Source organism: Haliscomenobacter sp. (genome assembly GCF_041740695.1).
Classification (GTDB): Bacteria; Bacteroidota; Bacteroidia; order Chitinophagales; family Saprospiraceae; genus Haliscomenobacter.
Window position 1 is genome coordinate 65,067 of record NZ_JBGSLK010000093.1, and the last position, 25,928, is coordinate 90,994.

The following is a 25,928-nucleotide window of genomic DNA, read 5'->3' on the forward strand; positions in this document are numbered from 1 at the left end:
GATTAGGTTGTCACCCTGTTTTGGCAGGGTGACACCAAACTAAACATTGGATATCCGACTTCGAGTACCTTCTGTTCTTAAAATCCATTGAACGAGATCTTAATTTCAGGGCTATGGCCATTGACTTTCGCTCCAGCTTATATTTAGGTATGCGGCATCCAAGCGGGGAATTGCAATCGTGGCAGCGCTTGACAACCGGAGGGCCAGCTTTATTGGACGAACCTCCCATCAATCGGGAAATAGCCAGACAAGTAGCCTCATTACAGGGCTTGGAGCATGGCATCCTGGCACCTTCAACCCTACATTTGTGGTTGGATTTTTTTCAGGCTATTGACCGCAATACGGTATTGTTGATCGATGAACAAGCTTACCCTTTGATGGACTGGATCAGCCGTTTGGCCACTGGTAGAGGCATTAAGGTGTTGAATTTTCCGACGCAACAAATTGCCAAGTTGAGGCTGTTGTTACAAATGCATGTGCAGCCAGGCCAAATTCCGTTCATTCTATGCGATGGCTGGAATCCCATTAGTGGCAAAGCTTCTCCCTTGCGGCAATACCTTGAATTACTGCGGCCTTTTCGCGGATATTTGGTGGTAGATGACACCCAAGCCTTAGGTATTCTTGGGAAAAATGCCAATCCAGGCTGCCCTTTGGGATTGGGAGGTAGGGGATCCTTAGCCTGGCAGGGCATTTCCAGCCCTTACATTGTCAGCATTTGTTCTTTGGCGAAAGGATTTGGGGTCCCCGTTGCTGTGATGAGTGGGGCTAGTGCCTTTATCCAACCTTTTGAACAAAAGAGTTTAAGTAGGATTCATTGTAGTCAGGTATCCGCCCCCTTGGCAGCAGCAGCACTCAATGCCTTGCAATGCAATCGCTGGGAAGGAGACCGTAAACGGGCTTCTTTGTACGGATTGATTAATCGGTTTAAACAGGCTGTTCAGTCAGCCGGAATTGAACTAAAAGGGGGAATTTTTCCTGTTCAAACGCTCAAATTGCCCACTACTGAGCTAGCAATAAACTTGTTTGGGTTTTTGCAAAAACATGGTTTTTCTACATTGCTATTGCGTGGAGAGGGGAGTGATCAAAGGCCCTTGATCAGTTTTTGTATAACCATCGAGCAAAATCCGGGGCAATATGTACAATTGGGTCATTGTCTACAACGCTTTTGGGCAAATAACCGAATTTCATCGCATGCAAAACCTGAACCAGTATATCGCTTTCAAACATGCCATTGGTTGTAGTGCTCAATTTCTTCAACGTTAAAGCCAATTTTACCATGATCATCGATTGTCATTGTCACGCGGGTAAGGGAGATGGCTTGACCGGTCCCTGGGATACCGACGCCAGTTTGGGGCATTATTTGCGCTGGGCCAGCGAATACAACATTGAACGAAGTGTGGTATTCCCGGCTTTTCATAGCAATTATACAGAAGCCAATCGGGAAGTTGCTGGAATTGTAAAAGCCCATTCTCCTCGTTTGTTGGGTTTTGCCTTTGTTCATGCGGAACGGGATCGAGGTCATATTTTTTCCATGATCAATACTGCCGTGTTGGAATACGGATTTTGCGGCATCAAAGTACACCGGCACGATGCCCGGATTAGCCGAGAAATTTGTGAGACTGCTCGAGCTTTCAATATTCCTGTTTTATACGACGTTGTTGGTGAAGTCTCAGCCGTAGATTTATTGGCGAACGAGTACCCTGATGTAAAATTCATCATTCCACACCTGGGTAGTTTTGGGGATGATTGGCGGGCTCAAATCGCTTTAATCGACCCTTTGGTTCGCTACCCCAATGTCTTTTCCGATACTTCTGGTGTGCGCCGTTTTGATATTTTACAAAAAGCAGTTAAACGAGCGGGTCCCGCAAAGTTCTTATTTGGTTCTGACGGTCCCTGGTTGCATCCAGGGGTAGAATTAGAAAAAATCTACGCCTTACATTTGCCCGAGTCCGCTCAAAATGGGGTGTTGGGGGGTAATTTTTTGCGCTTGATTGCTGGTCGGCGCAGCAGACCAATGAGCCTGCCTACCACACTAAGCAATGGTTCTTTGAGCCAAAAAAATGCCATCCAAGCAGAAACCGGTGACCCCTGGCTTGCTGAAGGGGCTTTTCAATTCTAAGGGGCGATAAAAAAATAAGTGTTCATTTTGCCAAAGGATTAGATGAGTAAACGGTTCATTTTAAGTGTCTTATCTAATCCTTTGGCTCAACAAAAATGAACATTTATTTTTGCCCCACTACTAAAGTATTGACTAGTTGTTGAGGCGTGGTTTTTGTAAATACATTTGTAACAAACGATCGCTGCAACTTAAGCGCTCGGCTGCTTTTTGAAGGTTTCCATTTTCCAGGGATACGGCAATTTCTTTGGCGCTTTCAATCACTGAATTTTTAATGTCATTCAAATTGTACCCGTTTAATATCATTTTTTGTAAAAGACGATGCAACTCAGTTTGGATGGCTTGTTGTTCAGTGTCGGGGCTCAGTGGCCAATCTTCCATCGGCACATGGCTAAAAGACACCACCGCCTCACCGCAGTTGCGAAAGGCCATCTTGTTGACCAATTGTTGAAGTTCACGTACGTTACCAGGATATTCTTTTTGCAATAAAAAACTGTGGACTTCAGGTTCTAAAGAGGCATGTACATTGTTTAAATGAAGGAAATGTTGAGCCAATACGGGGATGTCTTCAATGCGGTCTTTTAAGGCAGGCACTTTAAATTGCCAACCTTTGATTCTAAAAAACAAATCCTGGCGGAAATTACCCCGATTGACTTCTTCTTCTAAATTGCGATTGGTAGCGCTAATCAAGCGGAACTGGGTTTTTTGCCAATGGTTGCTGCCGACCTTTCGGTAGGTTTTTTCTTGGATAACGCGCAACAACTCAGCTTGTAAATTCAGGGGTAATTCACCCAATTCATCAAGGAACAAAGAACCATTGTGCGCTTCGGCAAAAGCTCCTTCCCGGCTCTGGTAGGCATTGGTAAAGGCGCCTTTTTCGTGGCCAAAGAGTTCACTACCCGCCAGTTCTTTACTGATGCTGGTACAGTCGATCACCACCATTTTGTTTTTGTTGACGCGTTGATCAAGTTCATGAATGGCTTTGGCGATGAGCTCTTTGCCTGTTCCACTTTCGCCGTAAATTAGTACGGGCGCTTCAGAGGATGCTACTTCGACAATTTTGCGCAAACAATGTTTCCATAAAGGGCTTTTGCCCACCAGTTTTTTGCTTAAAAATTCGGCTTGTTGGGCAATGTTTTTCCAGCGCTGGATTCGGATAAGCAACATTTCGATGGAGTTGTTGGTCCAACTGGTAACTTCAGCAAGACCAGCTTGCAACAAGGGTATGGACCACCCGCTGGGAATAGGAGTGGTGCTAATGGCAAGTATGCTACTCGCCCCGCGCAATTTGAGGTGTTGAATCGATTCTATTAAGGCAGGTAGTTGGTTTTGGGCATCAAAAAAAAACAAGCCATCTCCAGCAGGAACTTCGTTGTAGTGTAAAGGGATCAATTCGATCTTTGCGTTGCCCAACGCGAATAGTACATCAGCCACTGTAGACATTAAAGTACTATGACTGAGGTACCATATCTCAACAGGAGCTTCTGTTCGCATGGTGACACTGGGTTTTAGTTTAGTTTATTACTTCCTTCTAAAAGTAGTCGATTATTCTTTTATTCAAAGAAAAAATAGACATTCGGCAGAAAAAAGCGTTATTCGTTATCATTAACAACCAGATCCACCACCATGACCTACGAAAACCTCCTCCTCACCTACGAAAACAACATCCTCCTCGTCACCTTCAACCGCGAGAAAGCCCTCAATGCCCTCAATACCCGCACCATGCAGGAATTGAATTACCTTTTTGCGGAGGATTTACCCACCCGTAAAGACCTGAAAGGCATCGTCCTAACCGGAGCAGGTGACCGCGCTTTTGTCGCAGGTGCCGACATTAAGGAGTTTTTGGATTTAGACAACAAAGGCCAAAACATGGCCCAATACGGCCAGGATACCTTCTTTTTGATCGAAAGATTTCCCAAACCCGTGATCGCCGCCGTAAATGGCTTCGCGCTAGGCGGCGGCTGTGAATTGGCGATGGCCTGCCATTTGCGGGTAGCAGGGGAGAAGGCGCGTTTTGGCCAACCCGAAGTCAACCTGGGCATCATCCCCGGCTACGGCGGCACCCAACGTTTGACCCAATTGATTGGCAAAAGTAAAGCCCTGGAGTTTTGTATGACCGCCGATATGATCGATGCCCCCGAGGCCTATCGCCTAGGCTTGGTCAATTATGTGGTGCCCGCAGGAGAAGAAGTGAACAGGGCCAAAAGCCTGATCGAAAAAATAGGCACCAAAGGCCCCATCGCCATCGCCAAAGTCATCGAATCCATCAACGCCTATTTTGAAGACGGGGTCGACGGCTTCGCTTACGAAATCAAAGCCTTCGGTGAAACCACCAATACGGCTGACTTCCGCGAGGGCGCGAGTGCTTTTGTGGAAAAGCGAGCGGCGGAGTTTAAGGGAGAGTGAAATAAAGATGAAAGATGAGAGATGAAAGATGAGAGATGAAAGATGAGAGATGAAAGATGAGAGATGAAAGATGAACATTCGCGTTACCGCTTTCATCTCTCATCTTTCATCTCTTATCTCTCACACCTCCGCTTTCTCCTTATGCTTCAACACCTGCTTCTTGATTTTTTCAGCGGCGCTAGCCAGGGCTTGCTCGAAAGTTTCCTCAGTAGATTCCGCGAAAAAAGTAGTTCCGGGCACCTCCAATTGTATTTCTACTACCCGACTGGGTTTGTGCAGAAAAGGGTTTACATCATCACGCAGAAATACTTTAGCACCAAGAATGTGCTCGTAAAAAGTACTCATTTTGTTGAGTTTGTCTTCGATCATTACTCGAATATGATCAAAAACTTGAAATGGAGCTTGGATATCAATTTTCATTTTTAGGGAATTTTATGTAAAAAAATCTGTTCTTGTCGTTAAGTAAGTGGTTGAACAGTATTAATCGACAGAATTTGACGCAGAGATTTTGGATTTCAGCGACTTATTTTTGAAGCGCAATGCAGCGCATTGTAATGAAAAAATAAGGAAGATGAAATTCAAAAGATCAAGTCAAAAATGTCGATTAATACTGTTCAACCACTTGTGTATTTAACGAGCATGTGTCAAAAATAAGTGGCGAAAATAGCCCTTACTTTGACTTTTGTTACAGCTATAACTGATTTTCATCAACCCCCAGTCTAAATACTTATGAAAAAGAATCTTACACTTTTTTTCGTCCTCGCTGTGCTAGGGCTTCAAGCACAAAATTTGAGTGGCTTTTGGGTAGGAACCGTCATGCAGAATGGCCGACCCAATGTTTTTTCCTACCAATTGGACCTCCAACAGGAAGGCACCACCCTGACCGGCAAAGCCATTTCCATCACCCAAGACGGTACTGCTTCGGCTGAATTCTCCATTGCGGGCACCTGGGAAGGCGGTGGCAAACTCGTCCTCCAAGAGCTAACACAAGTCACCCCCAAAGGCGGCGGCTGGTGCCTCAAATACGCCAGCCTGCGCCTGGGCACTACCGGCGACGGCATTTGGGTACTCCAGGGCGGCTGGCTGTCCGACAACTGCTCACCAGGCACCATGCGTTTGGTCAAAGAAGCAGACAGCAATCAATTGGACGTAGGTGCCGATACCTTTGTACCCGAAGGCATCTGGACAGGTGAGCTCTCTCAAACCGATCGTTCCTACGAGTTTTATTATGAATTGGAGTTAAAGGAAGGGGGCAAAGGTTTTGCCAAAATCATGTCGGAAGAAAATGGAGGTTTTGCCCGACAGTTGTTGAGTTGGAAACTCAACGAAAACCGCGACTCTCTGATCATCGAGGAACAAGGTGTGATTGAAAAAACCGACCCCAACTGGCGCTGGTGCATCAAAAAACTACAACTCCGCCTGGACGAAGACGTGAATCGTTTTGGCTTCCATGGCGTATGGGAGGGGCGCATGGATGCCACCGAAACCCAAAAAGCTGGTGCTTGTGCCCCTGGCAAAGTCTACCTGGAAAAACCCATTTTGGATAAAGATGTAAAGGCTAGCATTCGCAGCCTGCAAACCCAAACCGCGCTCAGCAATCAAGGCCGCAAGCTCAAGCTCCAACGCAGCATCGAAGTGAAGTCACCCGAGTTGACCATCAGCGTGTGGGACAATGGCACCGAAGACGGGGATGTGATTACGCTCTTTTTTAACGGCCATCAATTGGCCAAGCAGCACCGCATTTCCAAAAACAAGTCCAATTACCGGGTCAAATTGTCGGGCAATGAAAACTTTTTGATCCTGCAAGCAGACGACCTGGGCAGCATCAAACCCAATACCGTAGCCGTTTCGATCAATGATGGGCAACGGGAGCAAATAATAGTGATGAGCGCCGATTTGGAGGAGAATGGGGCGGTGTTGATTCGGAAGATACAGCAGTGAGGGGAATGTATCATTGCTTAGGTGATTTCTTGAGTGCCTTAGGTTTCTTAGGTGGTTAAAGAATACCCTGCTTCGCAGGCTTTTTTTCACCACCTAAGAAGCTTTAGAAACCAAAGAGTCACTTCAGGTTATCTGTTTAAGAAATTGGGCTAAAATTCGAGGTCACTTATGTTTATCCTAATCAGACTTGACAGTCCTTTTTAGCCACGTATAAACAGGGATGCCAAGTGCCAACAAAATCAATCCACTCCCAATCGTCACCCAGCCCGTCCCAATTATCGCCGCTAAAACCAAGCTAAATGTCACGATCGAGCGCAGCCCCAAAAGCCAATGCGCCCTCCAACTCAAGTTCCCTTCCCGCCACAAGCAGCCCAATTCAGCTACAGCGCTGAACAAATAAGGAATCAAATTGGCCAGTGTCGCCAGCAGGATCATTTTTTTGAATTGTTCTTGCAAGGAATCACTGTAATTCAATAACACCATCACCGACATCAACACACTTGATAGGATCAAGGCTTGAGCCGGTGCACCGCGACGATTTTCCCGACCAAAAAAAGCGGGAAACAACCCATCTTTAGCCACAGTATAAGGAATTTGGCCCTGCAATAATATCCAGCCATTCAAAGCACCCAGGCAGGCCAGGGCCGCCGCTGCCGCAATCGCATAATACCCAGGCATGCCCCACAAAGTTTTGGCGGCATCCGCAAAAGGAGCGGCGGAAGATTTCAACTCATCCTGGTTCAAAATGCCCATCACCGCAGAACAAGACGCTACAAAAACCAAGGCCGAAAAAACCGTACCCCACCAAGTAGCCCGACTGATGTTTTTCTCAGGATTGCGAATGGAGGCAGCGGGAATGGTCGCCGACTCAATACCCAAAAAAGACCAAAAGGTCAATGCTGCCCCTTGTAAGGCCATACTTCCCAGTGAAAATGGCTGGGGATCTACCGCCCAGTTGCTCCATTTAAAGTGACTAAAACCCAAAGTACCCAACAACAGAATCGGCAAAAGGCGCAAAATGGTGGTCAAAAGCTGAAACTGCGCAGCCTCGCGTACCCCCCGTAGATTGATGGCTGTAGCTACCCAAATGGAGGCCAAACAAGCCAGCAAAGAATAAAGGGAGTTGCTTCCAAGTGCCGGAAAAAATGGGGTAAGATTGGCCACAAAAGCAATGGCAATGGCCGCATTGCCCGTCCAAAGCGAAATCCAGTAGCCCCAGGCTACGGTAAATGCACTTAAATCGCCAAAAGCAACCCGGGTATAGGCATAAGGGCCGCCGTTCACCGGAATTTGACGGCTGAGCCGTGAAAAGGTGTAGGCCAACAGTAAAGCTCCTGTTCCCGACACCAACCAACCCAACAAACTAAAATAGCCAAACATGGCCAAAGTAGCTGGCAGCAAAAAAATACCCGAACCAATCATATTGCCCGCGACCAGGGCTATGGCCGACCAAAGGCCAATTTGTGGAGTTTTCAAACGTGGCCAGTTTTGAGAAAGATGGGAAAACGGATGTCTAAAACCTGCTCCTCTGGCCACCAGGCCCGCAGTTGGGGATAAAGCTGCGCTACGGGATCTTCACCCTTTTCACGGATGTATTTTTTGACACTCGACCAGGTACCCAAATACCCGCAGAACTGCTCCAGGCTCCAGCGCTTGTGGATGGAAAATTGAGCTTGTTCGACCGCTGCCAAGGGGAAAGGAATCCGGGCGTAAGCTTCATCAATGTGGTGCCGGTCTGCATCCCAGTAAGGGCCAATGGTGGCGCTGTAAAAATGTTGAATCCAAGGGTCAATTTCAGGATGGACACTCAATAGCCCATAACCCCAAACCGCTAGTAGGGCGCCAGGTTTAGCCACCCGCCTGAGCTCCTCATAAAATGCCGAAAAGTCGAACCAATGTATGGCTTGAGCTACCGTGATGAGGTCGAATTGTTGCTCGGAAAAAGGGCTTTGCTCTGCCCGACATACACTGTATTGAATGCGGGAATGTGGTACAGCTTGTTCGATTTGGGCTGCACTTAGGTCGCTGGCCTGCACTTGGTTAAATCGTTCAGCGAGGACGATTGCTACCTGTCCATTACCCGTTCCACAATCCCAGGCGCAGTCAAAATGTTTGACCCTGGCGTACAGGTAATGGTACAATTCGAGGGGATAGTCTGGCCGGAATTGGGCGTATTCCGCCGAGGCCGTGGAAAAATTATCGATGGATGCTTTCATGGCAATAGGATTAAGGGGCGATAAAAAAACGAACACTTATTTTTGCCCCACTACTAAGGGATGGAAAGTAGTACTTTTTGGGAAAAAACAGGGAAATTTCAGTACTGGGAACCATTTATCGTTCAAATTTGTACTGCCACCGTTTTTTAACCTAATATCCCTTTGATTATGAGTAAGCTGTATACCGAGTACGCCGAAGTATATCACTTGATGTACCAGGGCTTGATTGATTACGATGAAGAATTCGTGGACTACCAAAAAATCCTGGCCGATTTTAACTGTAAATCCCTGCTGGAAGTCGCCTGTGGTACCGGGCAATTGGGCCGTCGTTTAGTCGAAGCGGGGTATACTTACCAAGGGCTAGACATGAGCGCTGACATGTTGGATTTTGCCCGGGAAATGTTACCTGGAGGTCAATTCCACCAACAGGACATGCGCTACATTCAAGTCCCCGACACCTTTGATGCGGTGCTCATCACGGCGCGTAGTGTCTCTTACCTGCTGCAAAATTCCGATGCCTTGAGTACCTTCCAAAACATCAAAAAAGTGCTAAAACCCGGCGGTATTTTGACTTTTGATTTTATCGACGCCAATACCTACATCCCCCATATCCTGGCCAACCCAATGGCGATTCACGAAGTAGAAACCGCAAAAGGAAAATTCAAACGAGAGAACCATTACTACATCAATTTTACCGATGGCTGGTGCTTGACCTGGGATGCGAAGTATTTTAAACAAAAGGAAGAAGGTGGATACGAGTCCCTTGGCAATGACAAACACCAGTTACGTGCTTTCACTGAAGATGAGATGTGTTTGCTGTTGGAACTGTCCGGATTGAAAGTTCAAGCGGTGTTGCAACGGCCATCGTATGCATACAATACCAAAGTGGCGATTGCGCAAAACGTATAATTAAGCTTTCATCAAACGGATTGCCTCCCGGGCGGTCAAAGCAGGCAATTTATGGCTTTGTACAAAAGTCATTACCGCCTGAGGGTTCACTTTGGAGTATTCCCTCAAAGCCCAACCCGCACCCTTTTGTACAAAAAACTCCTTACTATCCGCCCGGCGCAATACGTTTTTGAACAAGCGCTGGGCGTCAGTTTTTTGCTTGTAGCCCAATTGAAAAATGATGGCGGCACGTTGGTACCAGAAATTTTCACTTTCGATCCAACGGTCTGTATACAACGCAATCTGCTCTGGGAAGCGTAAAAACAGCCCTCCGGCCAGTTTAGGGGCCAAAAAATCCACCGAATCCCACCAGGATTGAATGCCTATCAACTCCTCAAACACATCTAAAAAAGAAACATCCAGCGTTTTTAATCTTTTGCTCAGAGCATCGCCCACAAAGTAATGCATCTCGCGGTATTCTGACTCAAAACAAGCTCGGCACAAAGCTTTTAAGGTTTCTCCTTCCGGCAAACCTTGTTCGGCAATAAAAGCAGCAGCCAAAGCCCGTCGTTGTGGGGTTTTGATTCCGTAATAGGGGAATAGCTCCTTCATGTAACGCGACATCCCTACAGCATTAGTTGGGTTGCCATGCCGGAGATATATTTTTCCGAGCTCCCGGATGTATTGAGTTACTTCGTTCATTTTTAATGAATTATGTTTAGTTTCTGCAAATAGCAATTTCTTTTTTTGATTAAAAATACATTTTTTTAAAAAAAGACTTGACATGTTGCACAATCAATCGGTATATTGCGATGAATTTAATCGTAAAATACCGATCAATGCGTAACGAACAAGAACTAAAAGAACTGGTGCACAGCAAATACAGCGCCATTGCTCAATCCACCAACAAAGCCAGTGGCTGTTGCGACACCTCCTGTTGTGGCCCTAGTGAGGAGGTGTACACCCTGATGGCCGATGAATACACCAACCTGGAAGGCTACAACCAGGACGCCGATCTGGGTTTGGGCTGCGGCTTACCCACCCAATTTGCCAAAATTAAAGCTGGCGATACGGTACTTGACCTGGGCTCCGGAGCAGGCAATGATTGCTTTGTGGCTCGCCATGAAACCGGTGACAAAGGCCAGGTCATCGGTGTAGACTTTTCAGAAGCCATGATCGCCCGTGCTCGGGCAAATGTAGCCAAATTGGGTTTCCAAAACGTTGAGTTTCGTCATGGCGACATCGAAAACTTGCCCGTAGCCAGCAATTCCGTTGATGTGGTGGTCAGCAACTGTGTTTTGAATCTAGTGCCCAACAAAGCCAATGTCTTTACTGAAATTTACCGCGTACTCAAACCCGGCGCCCATTTCAGCATTTCCGACATCGTCATCGAAGGCGACTTACCCCCCTCCTTGCAAGAAGCAGCCGAAATGTACGCAGGCTGCGTATCCGGTGCCATCCAACGCCAAGACTACCTGCAACTGATCGAAAAGGCTGGCTTCAAAAATGTCACCTTACAAAAAGAAAAACCCATCCTGCTGCCCGAAGAGCTGCTGCAACAATACCTCTCTCCTGCCGATGTTGAATTGGCCAAGGAGAAAATGGGCGATATCATGAGCATTACGGTGTACGCGGAGAAGTGAAAAGGAGTGAAGAGTGAAGAGTGAAGAGTGAAAAGCTGTTATACCATATGGATTTCACCGTTTGGTATTTTTCATCACTCATCACTCATCACTCTTCACTCTTTACTTTATTCCTCCCATCCCATCGTCCGCTCCACCGCCTTCAACCAGCCTTTGTACAACTTTTCCCGTTGTTCAACCGACATGTTAGGGTGGAAAGCGCGATCAAGGTGCCATTTGGATTGTAGGTCGGCCATGGTCCAAAAGCCACAGGCCAGGCCTGCCAGGTAGGCCGCGCCGAGGGCCGTGGTTTCAATGATTTTGGGGCGTTCAACACTCACTCCTAAAATATCGGATTGGAATTGCATGAGCAGGTTGTTGGCGCAGGCGCCACCGTCCACGCGTAAGACAGCCAAGGGTGTGCCCGCGTCTTTCTCCATGGCCCCCAAAACGTCCTTGGTTTGGTAGGCCAAGGATTCCAGGGTTGCCCGGATCAGGTGTGATTTGGAAGTGCCCCGGGTCAATCCAAAAATGGCTCCTCGGGCATACATGTCCCAATATGGCGCGCCCAAGCCCGCAAAAGCAGGCACTACGTACACCCCTTCGGTACTGGGCGCTTTCATGGCAAAAAACTCTGAATCGGGGGACTCATCAATGATTTTTAGTCCATCGCGCAGCCATTGAATAGCAGCCCCGGCGATGAATACACTGCCTTCCAGGGCATAATGCACTTCGCCATTCAAGCCCCAGGCAATGGTCGTCAACAGCCCGGCATTGGACTCAATGCGTTCTTTGCCCGTATTCATCAGCATAAAACAGCCTGTACCGTAAGTATTTTTGGCTGCGCCAGGTTGAAAACAGCCCTGACCAAAGAGGGCAGCCTGTTGATCACCCGCAATGCCTCCGATGGGGATTTCAGCGCCGAATAAGTCCGCTGCGGTTTTGCCATAAATTTGGCTCGATGGGCAGACCTGAGGCAGCATATTAGCGGGCACATCCAACACATCCAACAAATGCTGATCCCATTCCAGCTTCTGGATGTTGTACATCAAGGTTCGGGAAGCATTAGAATAGTCGGTGATGTGCACCTTACCTGCAGTCAATTTCCAAACCAGCCAGGTATCAATCGTTCCAAAAAGCAATTCACCTTTGGCGGCTTTTTCCCTTGCGCCTTCCACATTGTCCAAAATCCATTTTACCTTGGTGCCCGAGAAGTAGGCGTCTACCACCAAACCCGTTTGGGCTTTGATGTAGGCTTCTTCACCCTGAGCTTTTAGGGCATCGCAAATGGCGGCGGTACGGCGATCTTGCCAAACAATCGCATTAAAAATGGGTTGCCCGGTCGTTTTGTCCCACACTACCGTCGTTTCACGCTGGTTGGTAATGCCGATACCAGCTATTTGGCTGGGACTCACGTTGTGTGCCCTGAGCACCTCGCGGGCCACAGCAAGCTGGGTGTTCCAGATTTCCAAGGGATTGTGCTCCACCCAACCAGGTTGTGGGTAGTATTGAGTGAACTCCTGTTGGCGTACGCCAGCCACATTGCCATCCTGGTCAAAAAGAATGGCGCGGGAACTGGTGGTACCTTGATCGAGGGCAAGAATGTATTGTTGCATGGTTGAAAAAGGAGAATTTGAATGATGGGTTAAACTAATTTGGCGTTTATCTCATTTAGGATGTTGAGTGTCTCGGCTACGCTCGACAACCGGTGCTGTGACCAGCACTTCGGCTCCGCTCAGTGACCAGTCTCAGCACCGGTTGTCGAGCGTAGCCGAGACACTCAACTTCAAATATAAAATTTTATTCGTCCAAAATGCTTTTACACCAAAAAAACGCTACACTAACCGACACACCCGACATGGACGTAACCATCCTCCCTTATGCTTCGGTGTCGCAGTTGGCACCCAAAGATGTAGCTTATGCTACGCAAAACGCGGCATTAAAGCCGTTTTTCAAGTACAGCCCTACCCCGGAATCCTTTCGGCAAGTGATCGATGACAAGGCCAAACAGCCCATTGATCGCCAATTGCTGGTGGAAGTGCTGCGCGAGCAATACGCCAAACTGGAAACCAGCCGCGAGGTAAAACTGAACATTGAATTGTTGGCCGAAGAGAATACTTATGTGGTGGTGACTGCGCATCAGCCCAGTTTGTTTACCGGGCCACTGTTCTACTGGTACAAAATTTTTACCGCCATCAATTTGGCTAAAGAATTGAGCACGGGTTATCCAGATTATAGTTTTGTTCCAGTACTGGTCAATGGCGCAGAAGACCACGATTTTGATGAAATCAACCACGCCAATATTTTTGGAAAAACCATCCGTTGGGAACACGAAGCAGTAGGAGGCTCTTGTGGCGACATGTCCACTGAAACCTTGGCGCCTGTGCTGGCTCAGTTGAAGGACGTGTTGGGTGAAAGTGAAAATGCTGTTTCCATCTATCAACACATCGAAGCGGCGTATACCAGCCACGCCAAATACGCCGATGCCACCATTGACTTGGTGAATCGACTGTTTGGGAGCTATGGATTAGTCGCCTTGAATATGAACGTTCCGGCCTTCAAGCGCCGTTTTATCCCGATCATGCGGGAGGAGTTGTTCCAACAAAGTTCTCAAGGGCTCATCGCCGCTACCCAGGATGCGCTTACTGCTGCTGGTTTTTCTGGCCAGGCGCATGCCCGTGACATCAACCTGTTTTACCTGCAAGACAATCGCCGCGACCGCATTGTACGGGAAGGGGAGGGGTTTGCGATTTTGAATACCGAACTGCGTTTTACGGCTGCCGAAATGGAAGCCGAGCTGGAAGCGCACCCGGAGCGTTTCAGCCCTAATGTGGTGCTGCGGCCTTTGTTCCAGGAGCTCATTTTGCCCAACCTCGCCTACGTAGGCGGTGGCGGCGAGATCGCGTATTGGCTGGAGCGGAAAGCCCAATTTGCGCATTTTGGCATCAATTATCCGCTGCTTTTGCGGCGGAATTCACTCTTGTGGATCGATAAAGCTACCTCTGGCCGGATTGAAAAACTGGGCTTGCGGGTACACGATTTGTTTGTGGATACTGAATTTCTGATCAAACAATACGTGGCGCTCAATTCAGAAGGTGAACTGAGCTTGCAGGCCGAAATGACCCAATTGAAGGCACTTTTTGAACAAATTCGCCTCAAAGCCCTGGAAGTTGACGCCACGCTGGAAAAAGCAGTATTGGCCGAAGGCGTAAAGCAGGAAAAAGTCATCGAGCAATTGGAAGGCCGCCTGGTGCGTGCAGAAAAACAAAAACACGAAACCGCCATCAATCAAATCCGCAGCCTCAAGGAAAAATTGTTCCCGGGTAATGGTTTGCAAGAACGTACGGATAACTTCCTGAATTTCTACATGAAGTACGGCCCTCAGTTCGGCGAAGTACTGAAGGAAGTTGTGGACCCATTTGCAGAAGGGTTTTTGGTGGTGCGGGATGAGGGGTAATGTTTTCTACCCACATTTTTGCCATACAAATCCTATCTTTGCGGAACTCAAATCGCCAAAAATTGTTTCTTTGGCAAACACCCATTGAACTACAGGATTTATGAGATTGGAACCGAAAGATCTTTTTGAAAAGCTCGAGTTTGACAAAGTGATTGAGCTGTTGGTTAGGGAATGCCTGGGCGAACAAGGCATCGAGCGCATCAAGGAGTTGCGGCCCCAAACCAATCGCGAACAGATTGAGGAGCGGCTCAAGGAGGTCATGGAAATGAAAAGATCGATCGAGCACAACGATCGGATTCCCCTGGTAGCTTACCAAAACATCGATAGCGATTTGCAATTGTTGGCCATCATCGATTCGGTATTGCCCGAAGATGGCTTACGGCGCATCAATACCATTCTGGTGACGGTTGGCGCGATTTACAAGTTTTTTAGCCCCTCGCGTCGCGATGTGTACAAGACCCTTTACGAAGTCATCCGTCCAGTCAATTTTGACCCAGCTTTGGTCAAGGAAATTGAACGGGTAATCGATGCCGAAGGCAACATTCGCCCGGATGCCTCCCCTGAATTGGCCCGCATTTACAAGGCCATCCAATCCAAAATGAAGGAATTGGATCGGGTTTTCCGCGACGTCATCAATGATTACCGGGCCAAAGGTTGGTTGAGTGATTCGGTGGAAAGTTTTCGCAACGGTCGGCGGGTACTCAGTGTCCCTGCTGAGCACAAGCGTAAAATCCGTGGCATCATCCACGACGAATCCGCAACGGGTAGAACGTCTTTTATCGAACCCGAACCCGTCATCGACATCAACAACGATATCTTTGACCTCGAGCAACAGGAGCGCCGCGAAATTTACCGCATCCTCAAAGAATTGAGCACCGTCCTGCGCCCCTACGTACCCCAAATGCACCAATATCAGGAGATCATGGTGTATTTTGATGTGGTACAAGCCAAAGCGCGCCTGGCGGTACGGATGAAAGCGGAATTGCCACAAATGTTGGATCAGCCGAGTTTCGAAATTTACGAAGGCTACCACCCCTTGCTTTTGCTGAAAAATAGCCAGTCGGGTAAAAAAACGATCCCTTTTGATTTGCGTCTGGACAATAACAACCGCATTTTGGTGCTCAGTGGGCCCAACGCCGGGGGGAAATCCATCACCATGAAATCGATGGGTTTATTGCAGTTGATGGCACAATCCGGTCTGTTGATCCCGGTCAATAAACGCACCCAACTGGGGATTTTCAACAATTTTTTTGCGGACATCGGCGACCAGCAATCCATCGAAGATGACTTGAGTACCTATAGCTCTCGTTTGGCCAACATGCGCATGTTCCTGGAGCACGCCGACGAGCGGACCTTGGTGGTCATCGACGAATTTGGTTCAGGTACCGACCCCCAAATTGGTGGAGCCATTGCCGAGGCCATTTTGTGGGAGCTGAATTACCGCAAGGTTTTTGGGGTCATCACTACGCACTACTCCAACCTCAAGATATTTGCATTTAAAAGCAAGGGCATCCTCAACGGTTCGATGGTTTTTGACAAAGAAAATCTGGCCCCAACTTATGAATTGAAGGTAGGTCGCCCGGGTAGTTCCTATGCTTTTGAAATTGCAGAAAAAAGTGGTCTGGGTGGAAAAGTCCTTGACTATGCCAAAAACCGCGTAGGCAAAAACGAAAAGGCCGTTGACCAACTATTGATCGACTTGCAACGCGAAAAACAGGAAGTAGAAGAAGAACTCAAAGGACTCAAGGATCGCCAGGAAAAACTGGACAAACTCATGAAGTCCTACGAAAGTATGCAACGCGACCTGGATTTCCGCCGCAAACGTATGAAGTTGGAAGCCAAGGAACAAGACCTGCAAAAAACTTCACAGGACAACAAAGACCTGGAAAAGCTGGTCCGAGAACTGCGCGAAGCCCGCAACCTGGAACAGGCCATGGAGGCTGCCGCTAAAGCCCGGGAATCCAAAAAACAACTGGCCGAACAGGTTACCCAGCTTCGCGAGGAAGTATATTATTCCCCGGAAAGCCGCCCTAAAAACGAGCGCCCCGTCAAAAAAGGTGATTTCGTTAAATTGGTGGCGGGTGGTGCAAACGGAAAAGTGGAATCCATCAAAGGGGATAAAGTCATCGTGGAAGTTGGCCTCATGCGCATGACGCTCAATATTCGCGACGTCATCTTTTCCAATCCCACCATCGACCTGCGCCAAAGCAAAAGTGTACAGTCGGATGTAGTGCAAAGAAGCGCTGCATTCTACCCGCGCATCGATATCCGTGGCGTGCGTTACGAAGAAGCCCTGAAAATGGTGGAGGATTTTATGGATCAGGCCCTCATCACCAGTTCAAACCATTTGCAAATTGTACATGGTAAGGGCAATGGAACGCTGCGTAACGCAGTGCGCTCCAAACTCAGGGAATATCAGAATGTAGAGATGGAAATTCGTCACCCAGAACCGGAAGGTGGGGGAGATGGGGTGACGCTGATCGAATTTAAATAGACTTCTGACTAATTATCGGGTGTTTGACAAAATGTCTAATCATTTTGTTAAAAGGTTCTTTTGAGTTTCGAGTTAAGAATACATGACTTAAGAGTTTAGAAGTGGCTACCACAGCGACTTAGACATGCAACGCTGAACAAGTCGCTGCGGTAGCTCACTTCTAAACTCAAAAGTCATGTACTCGTAACTCGTCACTCAAAAAAGCAATAAAACTATCAATTGCTTGATAATCAACTTGCCATTAAACATGTTTTAGAACTGCTCCGTTCCAGCAAAATGGAACGCCCCCTCAATGGCGGCATTCTCATCAGAATCAGAACCGTGTACCGCGTTTTCGCCAATACTTTTGGCAAATCTGGCGCGGATGGTACCTGGCTCAGCCTTGGAAGGATCAGTTGCACCAATCAAGGTACGGAAATCCGCTACTGCGTTCTCTTTTTCCAGAATCGCCGCAACGATGACCCCTGAAGACATAAAGTCTACCAGCTCACCGTAAAAAGGGCGTTCCTTGTGCACAGCGTAAAACTCGCCTGCTTTTTCCTGAGAAAGTTTAGTCAATTTCATGGCAACGATGCGAAATCCTGCTTCGTTGATTTGCGCCAAAATGGCACCGATGTGGCCTGAAGCTACTGCGTCGGGCTTAATCATCGTAAAAGTTCTATTTCCAGCCATATGCTCGGTTTTGCAAAATTTGGCGCAAAAGTAAGGAAAAAGCGGAAAGAGAAGGGGCGAAGCACAATTTTTTTTTGTTAAATCCATAATTTTTGGCACCTTCGCACTCTGAATTTTGAATGAACAGGAATGGGTGGACTAAGCCCGTGCACAGCCTCCTTCAAAGTCTTTGTTTCCCCTTGATTTGATGATAGCATGGAAAATAGCCAATCGTTAAAAAATTATCTTGCGGAACCCCGTAAAGCAGTGATTCTAACCCACCGAAACCCTGATGGGGATGCAATCGGTTCCTCGCTGGCTTTGTACCATCTGCTCAGAAAGATGGGGCATCAGCCCGTAGTGGTTTGTCCTTCCGAATATCCTAGTTTTTTGGAATGGATGGACGGGGTACACGAAATGGTGATTTACGACGCCGATATAGATCGTGCCAAAGAGGAAGTGGAATCTGGTGATATTTTTTTCTGCCTGGATTTCAATGCCTTGGATCGTATTGACAAAGTAGGGGAGATGATCCTGCCCTTGGACAAACCCAAGGTGATGATTGATCACCACCTGGAGCCGGAAGCTTTCCCCAATTATTTGTTGTCCGATACGACGGCCAGTTCAACTTGTGAACTCATTTACGATTTCATCGGGCTGATGGATTGGCATGCCCATCTCGACATCAAAATTGGAGAATGTATTTTCACAGGCATTGTGACCGATACAGGTTCTTTCAAATACAGCACTTCACCCAAGTTGTACCGCACGGTGGCAGAATTGGTTGAACTGGGGGTAAATGATTATTTGCTCCAAGACCTGATCACCAATAGCCAGGAAGAAAAACACTTGCGGCTCTTGGGGCACTGCTTGTACAACCGCATGGAGATTCTGGAAGAATACCGCACCGGGATCATCACCTTGACCAAAGAAGACTACGCCCGTTTCGACATCCAGCGGGGTGATACCGAAGGCATCGTGAACTATGTTCTGCGCATTCGGGGCATCATCATGGCTGTTTTTATCACGGAGCAACCTACAATTGTCAAAATATCTTTGCGTTCTAAAGGTGATTTTTCGGTACAAGAAATTGCCCAAAAACACTTCAAAGGAGGTGGGCATAAAAATGCCTCGGGCGGTGCGTCTTTTATCGGCTTAAAAGCAACGATTAAAAAGTTTCGGGAGTTATTACCAGAGTATCGGGAATCCCTGAATCGTGTGAATGAATTTACTGTGTAACCAAATTTGGGTTTTCCGTTTTGGGTTCTGACCTAAAGCCAGGAGCCTCTCAACATCAATAACAAACATGAGAATTTTGTCATGCTTATTCCTGGCGCTGGTTTTGCTGTCAGGATGCAAAAAGGAGCAGAAGTTGCCGAGTGGGTACACGTACGTACAACACACCAAATCTACTGGCAGTGCACTCAAAGCCGGTGATTTTGCATATTACCGCTTTCAATTGCGGAATGGAGACAGTGTAGTTGCCTCCAATTTTCAATTGATTCAAGTACCCGATTCAGCTCAGCTGAAGCAAATGCCCCAAAACCCAATTTTTGAGGCACTCTTGCGCATGAAGGAAAAAGACAGCATCACGATCTTTGTTCCCTTGGATACCCTCAAAGAAGAGCAAAAGCCGGAAGGGTTCAAAGGTGCAAAAATGATGTACTACGATATGGTAGTAAAGGATGTACTGACTAGTGCCGAAATGCAGAAGGTGTTCACCGATTTCCAGAAAGACGCCGAATCCAAAGGCAAGAAGCGGACACCAGAACAAATGAAGTCTGAACTGGCTCGTGCTAAAGCTTTTACCGAAAATATCGCCAAAGAATACAAAGCAGGCAATTTGAAAGGCATCAAAACCACCAAGTCTGGTTTGAAGTACCTCGTACATGAGCCAGGTAGTGGTCCAGTTTTCAAAAACGACGACATCGTTTACCTGGATTACTACGGTGCACTGACCGATGGAACCATGTTTGACAACTCTTTCGAGCGCGATGCCGATTTCTCTTTCCCACTGGGCCGTCAGCCTCTGATCCCTGGTTGGATGGAAGGTTTGCAACTGGTGAAAAAAGGCATGAAAGTATCTTTCTTCATTCCTAGCAATTTGGGTTATGGTGAGCAAGGTTCTCCGCCCAAAATTCCTGGCAATGCAGAATTGGTTTTCTACATCGAAGGTAACAACTTCTTTACACCATCACCTTATGTCCTTGCTGGACAGCCGGGGATGTAATCTTGTAGAGACGCACAACCGTGCGTCTCTACTTATTTGTTTCACAGTTTAAAAAGGAGCATCATGACGACAGAACAACTCCGCGATTTGCGCGAGCGTCTGATGAGTTTGGGGAGGTATCTTTGACGTCGATAACCGATTGATTCAAATTGAAGAAAAAGAGCAGTTATCGCTCGATCCTACCTTTTGGAACGACCCTAAACGGGCCGAGACCATTCTCAAAGAACTCAAAACCCACAAAAACTGGGTAGAACAATACCGCAATGCTGAAGCTCAGGTAGATGATGCCGAAGTACTCCTCGAATTCCAAAAAGAAGGGGAGGCTACGGAAGAAGAAGTGGATCAAAAGTACGCCGAAGCACTGGCTGTATTGGAGGACATGGAATTCCACAACACCCTGAATCAGCCCGAGGATGAACTCAACGTTGTACTCGAAATCAACGCTGGAGCAGGCGGTACCGAAGCTTGTGATTGGGCCGAAATGTTGTACCGCATGTACATGATGTGGGCACAGCGCAAGGGCTTTAAATTCAGTGAGCTCAACCGCCAGGATGGTGATGTAGCCGGCCTCAAATCGGCCTCCATTGAAATCCAGGGCGAATATGTCTACGGTTTGCTCAAAGGCGAAAACGGGGTGCACCGTCTGGTACGGGTCAGCCCTTACAACTCCCAAGGCAAACGGATGACCTCATTCTCGTCGGTATTTGTACACCCTATGATCGACGATACCATCGAAATCGACATCAATCCAGCCGATCTGGAATGGGATACTTTCCGGGCAAGTGGAGCGGGTGGACAGCACGTCAACAAAACCGAATCCGCCGTACGGGTGCGCCATTTACCCTCAGGCATCGTGGCCGAATGCCAGCAAGAGCGCTCTCAGCACATGAACCGCGACAAAGCCATCCAGCTGCTCAAATCAAGATTGTACGAACGAGAACTTGAAAAGCAAAGAGCTGAAAAACAGGCGATCGAATCGGGCAAAATGAAAAACGAGTGGGGCTCTCAAATCCGCAGTTACGTTTTGGACGACCGCCGGGTGAAAGATCACCGCACCGGGCACCAAACCAGCCAAACGGATGCCGTACTCGATGGCGATCTCGATGAATTTTTGAAAGCGTATTTAATGCACCACGAAAACTAAAGGGTTGAGAGAGTTTAGGGAGGTTGAGAAAGGTTGAGGCTACCGCGGGCGATTTTGACAAAGTCCTTGTCCAATTCGCTCGCGGTAGCCTCAACCTCCCTCAACTTTCTCAACCTCCCTCAATCCTCTCAATTCCTCAACCATATGTCTCTCTCTCCTTCTTCCCGCGTATGGATTTACGCTAGTGATAAACCCTTTGCCGATGCCGACGTGTCAGCTATCCGCACCAAGCTACAGTATTTTGCCCAGCTGTGGGTGAGTCACAATCGTCAACTGATGGCCGATGCCGATGTGTTGCACAACCGCTTTGTCGTGCTCATGGTCGACGAATCACAAGCAGATGCCAGTGGCTGTTCAATAGACAAATCAGTGGCATTTCTTAAAGGCCTCCAAGCCGAATATGGAGTTGACTTGTTCAATCGGATGATTTTTTCTTATCAGGATGCCAATGGAGTGGTAAATTCAGTAGATCGGGAGACTTTTGCCCGCTTGTACGCTACCGAACAAATCAACGAAAACACCTTGGTTTTTGACCCTCTAGTGGCGACTAAGGCGGATTTAGATCAGAGTTTTGTGAAAAAATTGGGCCAAAGCTGGCACAAGCGTATGATATAATTTTGCAAATTGAGGCACTGAAATGTAGATTTTTATCCCATCAAACTTCATTTTTATCCAATATCCCAGATTGGCTTATGAAAAAATTGCAAATTGTAGTGTAAAATTTATAGACAATGATCGGAACAGTAAAAAAGTGGCTGGGTATTGAAGGCGTGAAATTGGAACTCATTTTGGATGAAGATGCCACCATTCAACCCGGTATGGTGAGTGGCCTGATTCGGTTTACCAGCATGCATTCACAGGTAGTGACCAAAGTTAAAGTGGTATTGATCGAAAAATATTCCCGAGGCCGAGGTAAAGAAAAGAGAGTGGATGAATACGAACTGGGTAATCTCGAATTGCAGGAAGATATTCAAGTAATTGCAGGGGAAGAAGTGGATGTTGAATTTACCCTCAAATACAAACTGGTGCGCTCGGAAATGGATGATCTGGAAAAATCCAATTTCCTGTTGTCGCCCTTTGTTAAAGCGGCCAAAAAATTGAGTGCCGTAAAATCAGATTACCGCATCGAAGCCGAGGCCAAAGTAAAAGGTACTGCCTTGAATCCTTTCGACAGGAAAGAGGTCATCATCAAATGAACCATTCCCAGATCAGCCTGTTTCTTCACCAGTGTATCAACTTACGAGTTAATGCACTAGTTAAACAGGCTTTATTTTATGCAAGCACTTACCCTATTTTGGTTTCGGCGCGACCTGCGACTCCAGGACAACGCAGGATTGTACCATGCCTTAAAAAGTAAATTCCCTGTCCTTCCCCTTTTCATTTTTGATACCGATATCCTGGATGAACTGGATGACCCACAGGATGCCAGGGTGAGTTTTTTGCATCAAAGTATACTGGACTTGCAGGAACAACTTCAAGCGCTCGGCAGCAGCATCCTGGTGCGTTATGGCAAACCCAACGAGGTATGGGCACAAGTCCTGGAGGAATTTGCCATTACTGAGGTCTACACCAACCACGATTACGAGCCCAGGGCCATCCAACGCGACGAACAAGTCAAGGCAATGCTCGCTGAGCGTCAGATTCCCTTTCATGGGTTTAAGGATCAGGTGATTTTTGAAAAACTGGAGGTGACCAAGGCCGATGGCAAGCCTTATACGGTATTCACCCCCTATAGCCGAATGTGGAAAAACAAGTTGAATTCCCGGATGGAGATGCCGGATGGGGCAGGAGAGGAGGAACCCATTTCCTTTTACCTCAAGCCCTATCCTTGCGAAAAATACTATGCCAATTTTCACCAAATAGAACCCCTACCTATCCCTGCGCTCAGCGCCATGGGTTTCCATCCTTCCGCAGTTGAAATTCCTCCAACCAGTGTCAGCAGAGGGCTGATCAAACAATACGACAAAACCCGCGATTTCCCTTATCTAAACGGTACCTCCCGCCTGGGCATCCATTTTCGTTTTGGTACCATTAGCATCCGGGAAAAGGCGCGCCGAGCCCTGGAACTGAACGAAACGTTCCTCAATGAGTTGATCTGGCGCGATTTTTACGCCCAAATTCTTGCCAATTTCCCCCACGTAGCCAAGGGATCATTTCGCCCCGAATACGACCGCATCGAATGGCGCAACGATGAGCAAGAGTTTGAAAAATGGTGTGAGGGTAAAACGGGCTATCCCATTGTGGATGCGGGTATGCGCGAGTTGAACCACACGGGTTTTATGCACAACCGGGTGCGCATGATCACTGCGAGTTTTTTGACCAAACATTTGTTGATTGACTGGCGTTGGGGTGAGGCCTATTTTGCCAAAAAACTCCTCGACTACGATTTGGCGAGCAACAATGGGGGCTGGCAATGGGCTGCTGGCTCAGGTACGGATGCAGCGCCTTATTTTCGGGTGTTTAGCCCAGCCGCACAGCAAGAAAAATTTGATCCGGAGTACAAATATGTACGCAAGTGGGTGCCTGAATACGGCAGTGCGGCTTATCCGAAGCCGATCGTCGACCACAAATTTGCACGGGAGCGCTGTTTGGAGGTGTACAAAATTGCGCTAAAAAAATGAGCAAGAGTAATACCGAGGAGTACAGGCGGCATCGTGTAATTTCTAAGGTGGTTCTTAGGTGTCTATGGTTTCTTAGGTGGTGAAAAAATGTCACTTTCGAATGTACTTCTTTATTCACCACCTAAGAAACCACAGACGCCCAAGTATTCACCTAAGGGCGATAAAAAAATAAGTGCTCATTTTGCCAAAGGATCAGATAAGTAAACGGTTCATTTCAAGGGTCTTATCTGATCCTTTGGCTCAAGAAAAATGAGCACTTATTTTTGCCCCACTACTAAGTAAAAAACGCCAACCAGGATTGCTCCCGATTGGCGTCTTTTATTCATAGAGACACGATCAATCGTTCTCTACCCTTATACACAATCCGGCTTAGTAGCCAGGGTTCTGCTTCAGGATATCAGCACCGATGATGTCGATCTGATCTTGTGGAATTGGCAGCAATTCATGCTTGCCAGCAGAGAAGGTAGAACCACCCAAAGTACCAGCCAAAAACTTGGACTCATAAGTCAGGTAAGCATTGATGGCAGATGCCGCAGTGCCCCAACGTACGAGGTCGTAGAAGCGGTGGCCTTCACCAGACAATTCGATTTTGCGTTCGAACTGTACTGCAGTGCGGGCAACAGCTTTGTCTGTCCAAGCAGTGTTGTACAAGCCAATCACGTAGTTGGCAGCGTTGGAACCATCGCCACGTTTCACCCAGCTGGCAGGGTTAGCTGCACGAGCACGGATCAAGTTGGTGTATGATCTTGCTGTTTCCAGGCTACCAATTTCAACTTCGCACTCAGCAGCCATCAGTAGTACATCTGCAAAACGGATGACGGTGAAGTTTTGAGCGGTATAACCAGGAGTCCAGGAGGTGTTGTCCTGCAAGGAACCAACATCAGACTTGTAATAAGTATACTTCTTTGGAGAGTAAGGACCACCGTTGGGCTGGTTGCGAATCCAGGCTACACCGGGGTGATCTTGCCAATCCAGGAATGGAATACCGCGACGGCCTACAGACCAATCGAGACGTGGATCCAAAGAACCAGCATCTGGCGTAAAGGCATCGCCAGAACCAACACCCATGTCCGTTTTCACCTGGTTTGCACCAGTATTGTAGCTACCATCCAACAATGGAAGACCATTGGCGTCTACACGGAAGGAGTTCACCAATTCGAAGCTAGGCTGGAAGAATCCACAGCAGTTACCAGGACCGTTAGGCCCCGTGTTGTATGGATAGTTCAAGTCAAATTCAGCGTTGGCGTTGTTTACACTACCGGTGTTGGCAGCAGCCTGCCAGGCCCAGATTGATTCCGCATTGTTGTCATTAGAACCTTTGTACAGGTCACCATACTTGGCTTCCAGCGCATATTTCTTGCCGTTGCTGGTTACTCCACTGGCGATACAAGCGTCGAACTGTGCTTTTGCTTCAGCATACTTCTTCTGATACAAGTAAGTTTTGCCGAGGTAAGCTGCAGCCGCCCACTTGTTTACCCGACCAACCTGGCCCTGAGTTTCAGGCAGGTTGTCCAGGGCATATTTGAAGTCTGCTTCAATTTTAGGCCACAAATCCTGGTTGTTTGGCACTTTTTCAATACCACCGCCATAGTCCAACGATTCGTCTACATAAGGCGTGTTGTTGAAGTTGCGCTTCAGCGAGAAGTAGAAGTGAGCACGCAAGAAACGAGCTTGTGCAGTAACACTGGTTTTGGTCGCTTCAGTTACATCTGGCTGAGCATCAGCGATGAGGCGCAACACGAGGTTGGCGCGAGCAATGCCTTCATACAGACCAACAAAGTTGTCGCGGATAACCCCTTGCGTTGATTGGTACTCAAAACGCTGGATTGGGTTGATGTCAGAAAAGTCACCGGGGTCGGTGCCTTTGTTGGCATCACCACCGCGAACACTACCCCAAACCCAGTTGATGGGGTGAACCATCCGGCGGCCACGGCCACTGACTTGGGAGTACACAGAAATAAGGGCAGCTTCGATACCCTTAGAAGTGGTCAATTGGGCGTTTGCCAACTGACCGGTTGGAGCAACCTCCAAAAAGCTATCCTTACAGGCAAAGCCAATCAGAGCCAGCAGGGCCAAGGCAAAACCAGTAATGAGCAATCTATTTTTCATGTTAGATCATTTATTTAGCTTAACAACTTAAGC

22 protein-coding genes are annotated in these 25,928 nt (G+C 47.6%); 14 read left to right on the forward strand and 8 right to left on the reverse strand.

Annotated features, from left to right (window positions below):
• Positions 1-113: 113 nt before the first annotated feature.
• Both ACEW9O_RS18655 and ACEW9O_RS18660 read left to right on the forward strand, forming a co-directional pair.
• A complete protein-coding gene (locus ACEW9O_RS18655; RefSeq protein WP_373551702.1) occupies positions 114-1,241 on the forward strand; it encodes an aminotransferase class I/II-fold pyridoxal phosphate-dependent enzyme in 1,128 nt (375 codons plus the stop codon).
• Complete coding sequence (locus ACEW9O_RS18660; RefSeq protein ID WP_373551703.1) at positions 1,226-2,119, forward strand: amidohydrolase family protein; 894 nt, start codon at positions 1,226-1,228, stop codon at positions 2,117-2,119. Before ACEW9O_RS18655 ends, ACEW9O_RS18660 begins: the two co-directional genes overlap by 16 nt.
• Before the next feature lie 132 nt (positions 2,120-2,251).
• Here the strand turns inward: ACEW9O_RS18660 and ACEW9O_RS18665 are convergent, their stop codons facing one another.
• Positions 2,252-3,610, reverse strand: a complete 1,359-nt coding sequence (locus ACEW9O_RS18665; RefSeq protein WP_373551704.1) for a sigma 54-interacting transcriptional regulator — start codon at positions 3,608-3,610, stop codon at positions 2,252-2,254.
• 132 nt (positions 3,611-3,742) lie between these two features.
• On the opposite strand from ACEW9O_RS18665, the gene ACEW9O_RS18670 reads away from it, so the two are divergent.
• A complete protein-coding gene (locus tag ACEW9O_RS18670; protein ID WP_373551705.1) occupies positions 3,743-4,522 on the forward strand; it encodes an enoyl-CoA hydratase/isomerase family protein in 780 nt (259 codons plus the stop codon).
• Positions 4,523-4,642: 120 nt separating this feature from the next.
• On the opposite strand, the gene hpf is transcribed toward ACEW9O_RS18670, so the two are convergent.
• The gene (gene hpf / locus ACEW9O_RS18675) at positions 4,643-4,942 is read right to left on the reverse strand and encodes a ribosome hibernation-promoting factor, HPF/YfiA family (RefSeq protein ID WP_373551706.1); all 300 of its coding nucleotides are present in this window, start codon (positions 4,940-4,942) and stop codon (positions 4,643-4,645) included.
• A 309-nt stretch (positions 4,943-5,251) separates the two neighbouring features.
• Between hpf and ACEW9O_RS18680 the strand changes: the two genes are divergently transcribed.
• The gene (locus ACEW9O_RS18680) at positions 5,252-6,463 is read left to right on the forward strand and encodes a hypothetical protein (protein WP_373551707.1); all 1,212 of its coding nucleotides are present in this window, start codon (positions 5,252-5,254) and stop codon (positions 6,461-6,463) included.
• Positions 6,464-6,640: 177 nt separating this feature from the next.
• On the opposite strand, the gene ACEW9O_RS18685 is transcribed toward ACEW9O_RS18680, so the two are convergent.
• Positions 6,641-7,939, reverse strand: a complete 1,299-nt coding sequence (locus tag ACEW9O_RS18685; protein WP_373551708.1) for an amino acid permease — start codon at positions 7,937-7,939, stop codon at positions 6,641-6,643.
• Positions 7,936-8,679 (reverse strand): class I SAM-dependent methyltransferase, encoded by a 744-nt coding sequence (locus ACEW9O_RS18690; protein WP_373551709.1) that lies wholly within the window; start codon positions 8,677-8,679, stop codon positions 7,936-7,938. The genes ACEW9O_RS18685 and ACEW9O_RS18690 overlap by 4 nt, the downstream gene beginning before the upstream one ends.
• Before the next feature lie 168 nt (positions 8,680-8,847).
• Between ACEW9O_RS18690 and ACEW9O_RS18695 the strand changes: the two genes are divergently transcribed.
• A complete protein-coding gene (locus ACEW9O_RS18695) occupies positions 8,848-9,588 on the forward strand; it encodes a class I SAM-dependent methyltransferase (protein ID WP_373551710.1) in 741 nt (246 codons plus the stop codon).
• Here ACEW9O_RS18695 and ACEW9O_RS18700 read toward each other — a convergent pair whose 3' ends face one another.
• A complete protein-coding gene (locus ACEW9O_RS18700) occupies positions 9,589-10,269 on the reverse strand; it encodes a DNA alkylation repair protein (RefSeq protein ID WP_373551711.1) in 681 nt (226 codons plus the stop codon).
• A gap of 137 nt (positions 10,270-10,406) precedes the next feature.
• Between ACEW9O_RS18700 and ACEW9O_RS18705 the strand changes: the two genes are divergently transcribed.
• Positions 10,407-11,210: an arsenite methyltransferase gene (locus tag ACEW9O_RS18705; protein ID WP_373551712.1), complete on the forward strand. Its 804-nt coding sequence runs from the start codon at positions 10,407-10,409 to the stop codon at positions 11,208-11,210.
• A 107-nt stretch (positions 11,211-11,317) separates the two neighbouring features.
• On the opposite strand, the gene glpK is transcribed toward ACEW9O_RS18705, so the two are convergent.
• Entirely contained in the window at positions 11,318-12,805 is a 1,488-nt protein-coding gene (gene glpK / locus ACEW9O_RS18710) for a glycerol kinase GlpK (protein WP_373551713.1), read from the reverse strand.
• Between the two features lie 197 nt (positions 12,806-13,002).
• Here glpK and bshC point away from each other — a divergent pair, with 197 nt between their 5' ends.
• Both bshC and ACEW9O_RS18720 read left to right on the forward strand, forming a co-directional pair.
• Positions 13,003-14,646 (forward strand): bacillithiol biosynthesis cysteine-adding enzyme BshC, encoded by a 1,644-nt coding sequence (gene bshC, locus ACEW9O_RS18715; RefSeq protein WP_373551714.1) that lies wholly within the window; start codon positions 13,003-13,005, stop codon positions 14,644-14,646.
• A 100-nt stretch (positions 14,647-14,746) separates the two neighbouring features.
• Complete coding sequence (locus tag ACEW9O_RS18720) at positions 14,747-17,140, forward strand: endonuclease MutS2 (RefSeq protein WP_373551715.1); 2,394 nt, start codon at positions 14,747-14,749, stop codon at positions 17,138-17,140.
• 252 nt (positions 17,141-17,392) lie between these two features.
• Here ACEW9O_RS18720 and ACEW9O_RS18725 read toward each other — a convergent pair whose 3' ends face one another.
• On the reverse strand, positions 17,393-17,812 hold the full coding sequence (locus ACEW9O_RS18725) for a nucleoside-diphosphate kinase (protein ID WP_373551716.1): 420 nt from the start codon (positions 17,810-17,812) through the stop codon (positions 17,393-17,395).
• A 246-nt stretch (positions 17,813-18,058) separates the two neighbouring features.
• Here ACEW9O_RS18725 and ACEW9O_RS18730 point away from each other — a divergent pair, with 246 nt between their 5' ends.
• The 6 genes from ACEW9O_RS18730 to ACEW9O_RS18755 all read left to right on the forward strand — a co-directional run bounded on the left by ACEW9O_RS18730 (position 18,059) and on the right by ACEW9O_RS18755 (position 23,786).
• Complete coding sequence (locus ACEW9O_RS18730) at positions 18,059-19,030, forward strand: bifunctional oligoribonuclease/PAP phosphatase NrnA (protein ID WP_373551717.1); 972 nt, start codon at positions 18,059-18,061, stop codon at positions 19,028-19,030.
• 67 nt (positions 19,031-19,097) lie between these two features.
• Positions 19,098-20,021, forward strand: coding sequence for an FKBP-type peptidyl-prolyl cis-trans isomerase (locus ACEW9O_RS18735; RefSeq protein WP_373551718.1), 924 nt, complete (start codon positions 19,098-19,100; stop codon positions 20,019-20,021).
• Between the two features lie 63 nt (positions 20,022-20,084).
• Positions 20,085-21,165, forward strand: a protein-coding gene (gene prfB, locus ACEW9O_RS18740; protein WP_373551719.1) for a peptide chain release factor 2 whose coding sequence is annotated in 2 segments (ribosomal slippage) — positions 20,085-20,144 and positions 20,146-21,165 — 1,080 coding nt in all. Because the reading frame shifts where the segments join, the coding sequence is not laid out codon by codon here.
• A gap of 144 nt (positions 21,166-21,309) precedes the next feature.
• Entirely contained in the window at positions 21,310-21,780 is a 471-nt protein-coding gene (locus ACEW9O_RS18745) for a hypothetical protein (RefSeq protein ID WP_373551720.1), read from the forward strand.
• Positions 21,781-21,896: 116 nt separating this feature from the next.
• Positions 21,897-22,361 carry a sporulation protein gene (locus tag ACEW9O_RS18750; RefSeq protein WP_373551721.1) on the forward strand — a complete coding sequence of 155 codons (465 nt, stop codon included), beginning with the start codon at positions 21,897-21,899 and terminating at the stop codon, positions 22,359-22,361.
• Between the two features lie 78 nt (positions 22,362-22,439).
• The gene (locus ACEW9O_RS18755) at positions 22,440-23,786 is read left to right on the forward strand and encodes a deoxyribodipyrimidine photo-lyase (protein WP_373551722.1); all 1,347 of its coding nucleotides are present in this window, start codon (positions 22,440-22,442) and stop codon (positions 23,784-23,786) included.
• 369 nt (positions 23,787-24,155) lie between these two features.
• On the opposite strand, the gene ACEW9O_RS18760 is transcribed toward ACEW9O_RS18755, so the two are convergent.
• Positions 24,156-25,895, reverse strand: coding sequence for a RagB/SusD family nutrient uptake outer membrane protein (locus ACEW9O_RS18760; protein WP_373551723.1), 1,740 nt, complete (start codon positions 25,893-25,895; stop codon positions 24,156-24,158).
• Between the last annotated feature and the right edge of the window lie 33 nt (positions 25,896-25,928).

Coding starts and splice junctions, on each gene's coding strand:
- ACEW9O_RS18655 (WP_373551702.1), top strand. CDS start 114: ATGGCCATTGACTTTCGCTCCAGCTTATATTTAGGTATGCGGCATCCA.
- ACEW9O_RS18660 (WP_373551703.1), top strand. CDS start 1,226: ATGCCATTGGTTGTAGTGCTCAATTTCTTCAACGTTAAAGCCAATTTT.
- ACEW9O_RS18665 (WP_373551704.1), bottom strand. CDS start 3,610: ATGCGAACAGAAGCTCCTGTTGAGATATGGTACCTCAGTCATAGTACT.
- ACEW9O_RS18670 (WP_373551705.1), top strand. CDS start 3,743: ATGACCTACGAAAACCTCCTCCTCACCTACGAAAACAACATCCTCCTC.
- hpf (WP_373551706.1), bottom strand. CDS start 4,942: ATGAAAATTGATATCCAAGCTCCATTTCAAGTTTTTGATCATATTCGA.
- ACEW9O_RS18680 (WP_373551707.1), top strand. CDS start 5,252: ATGAAAAAGAATCTTACACTTTTTTTCGTCCTCGCTGTGCTAGGGCTT.
- ACEW9O_RS18690 (WP_373551709.1), bottom strand. CDS start 8,679: ATGAAAGCATCCATCGATAATTTTTCCACGGCCTCGGCGGAATACGCC.
- ACEW9O_RS18695 (WP_373551710.1), top strand. CDS start 8,848: ATGAGTAAGCTGTATACCGAGTACGCCGAAGTATATCACTTGATGTAC.
- ACEW9O_RS18700 (WP_373551711.1), bottom strand. CDS start 10,269: ATGAACGAAGTAACTCAATACATCCGGGAGCTCGGAAAAATATATCTC.
- ACEW9O_RS18705 (WP_373551712.1), top strand. CDS start 10,407: ATGCGTAACGAACAAGAACTAAAAGAACTGGTGCACAGCAAATACAGC.
- glpK (WP_373551713.1), bottom strand. CDS start 12,805: ATGCAACAATACATTCTTGCCCTCGATCAAGGTACCACCAGTTCCCGC.
- bshC (WP_373551714.1), top strand. CDS start 13,003: ATGCTTTTACACCAAAAAAACGCTACACTAACCGACACACCCGACATG.
- ACEW9O_RS18720 (WP_373551715.1), top strand. CDS start 14,747: ATGAGATTGGAACCGAAAGATCTTTTTGAAAAGCTCGAGTTTGACAAA.
- ACEW9O_RS18725 (WP_373551716.1), bottom strand. CDS start 17,812: ATGGCTGGAAATAGAACTTTTACGATGATTAAGCCCGACGCAGTAGCT.
- ACEW9O_RS18735 (WP_373551718.1), top strand. CDS start 19,098: ATGAGAATTTTGTCATGCTTATTCCTGGCGCTGGTTTTGCTGTCAGGA.
- ACEW9O_RS18745 (WP_373551720.1), top strand. CDS start 21,310: ATGTCTCTCTCTCCTTCTTCCCGCGTATGGATTTACGCTAGTGATAAA.
- ACEW9O_RS18750 (WP_373551721.1), top strand. CDS start 21,897: ATGATCGGAACAGTAAAAAAGTGGCTGGGTATTGAAGGCGTGAAATTG.
- ACEW9O_RS18755 (WP_373551722.1), top strand. CDS start 22,440: ATGCAAGCACTTACCCTATTTTGGTTTCGGCGCGACCTGCGACTCCAG.
- ACEW9O_RS18760 (WP_373551723.1), bottom strand. CDS start 25,895: ATGAAAAATAGATTGCTCATTACTGGTTTTGCCTTGGCCCTGCTGGCT.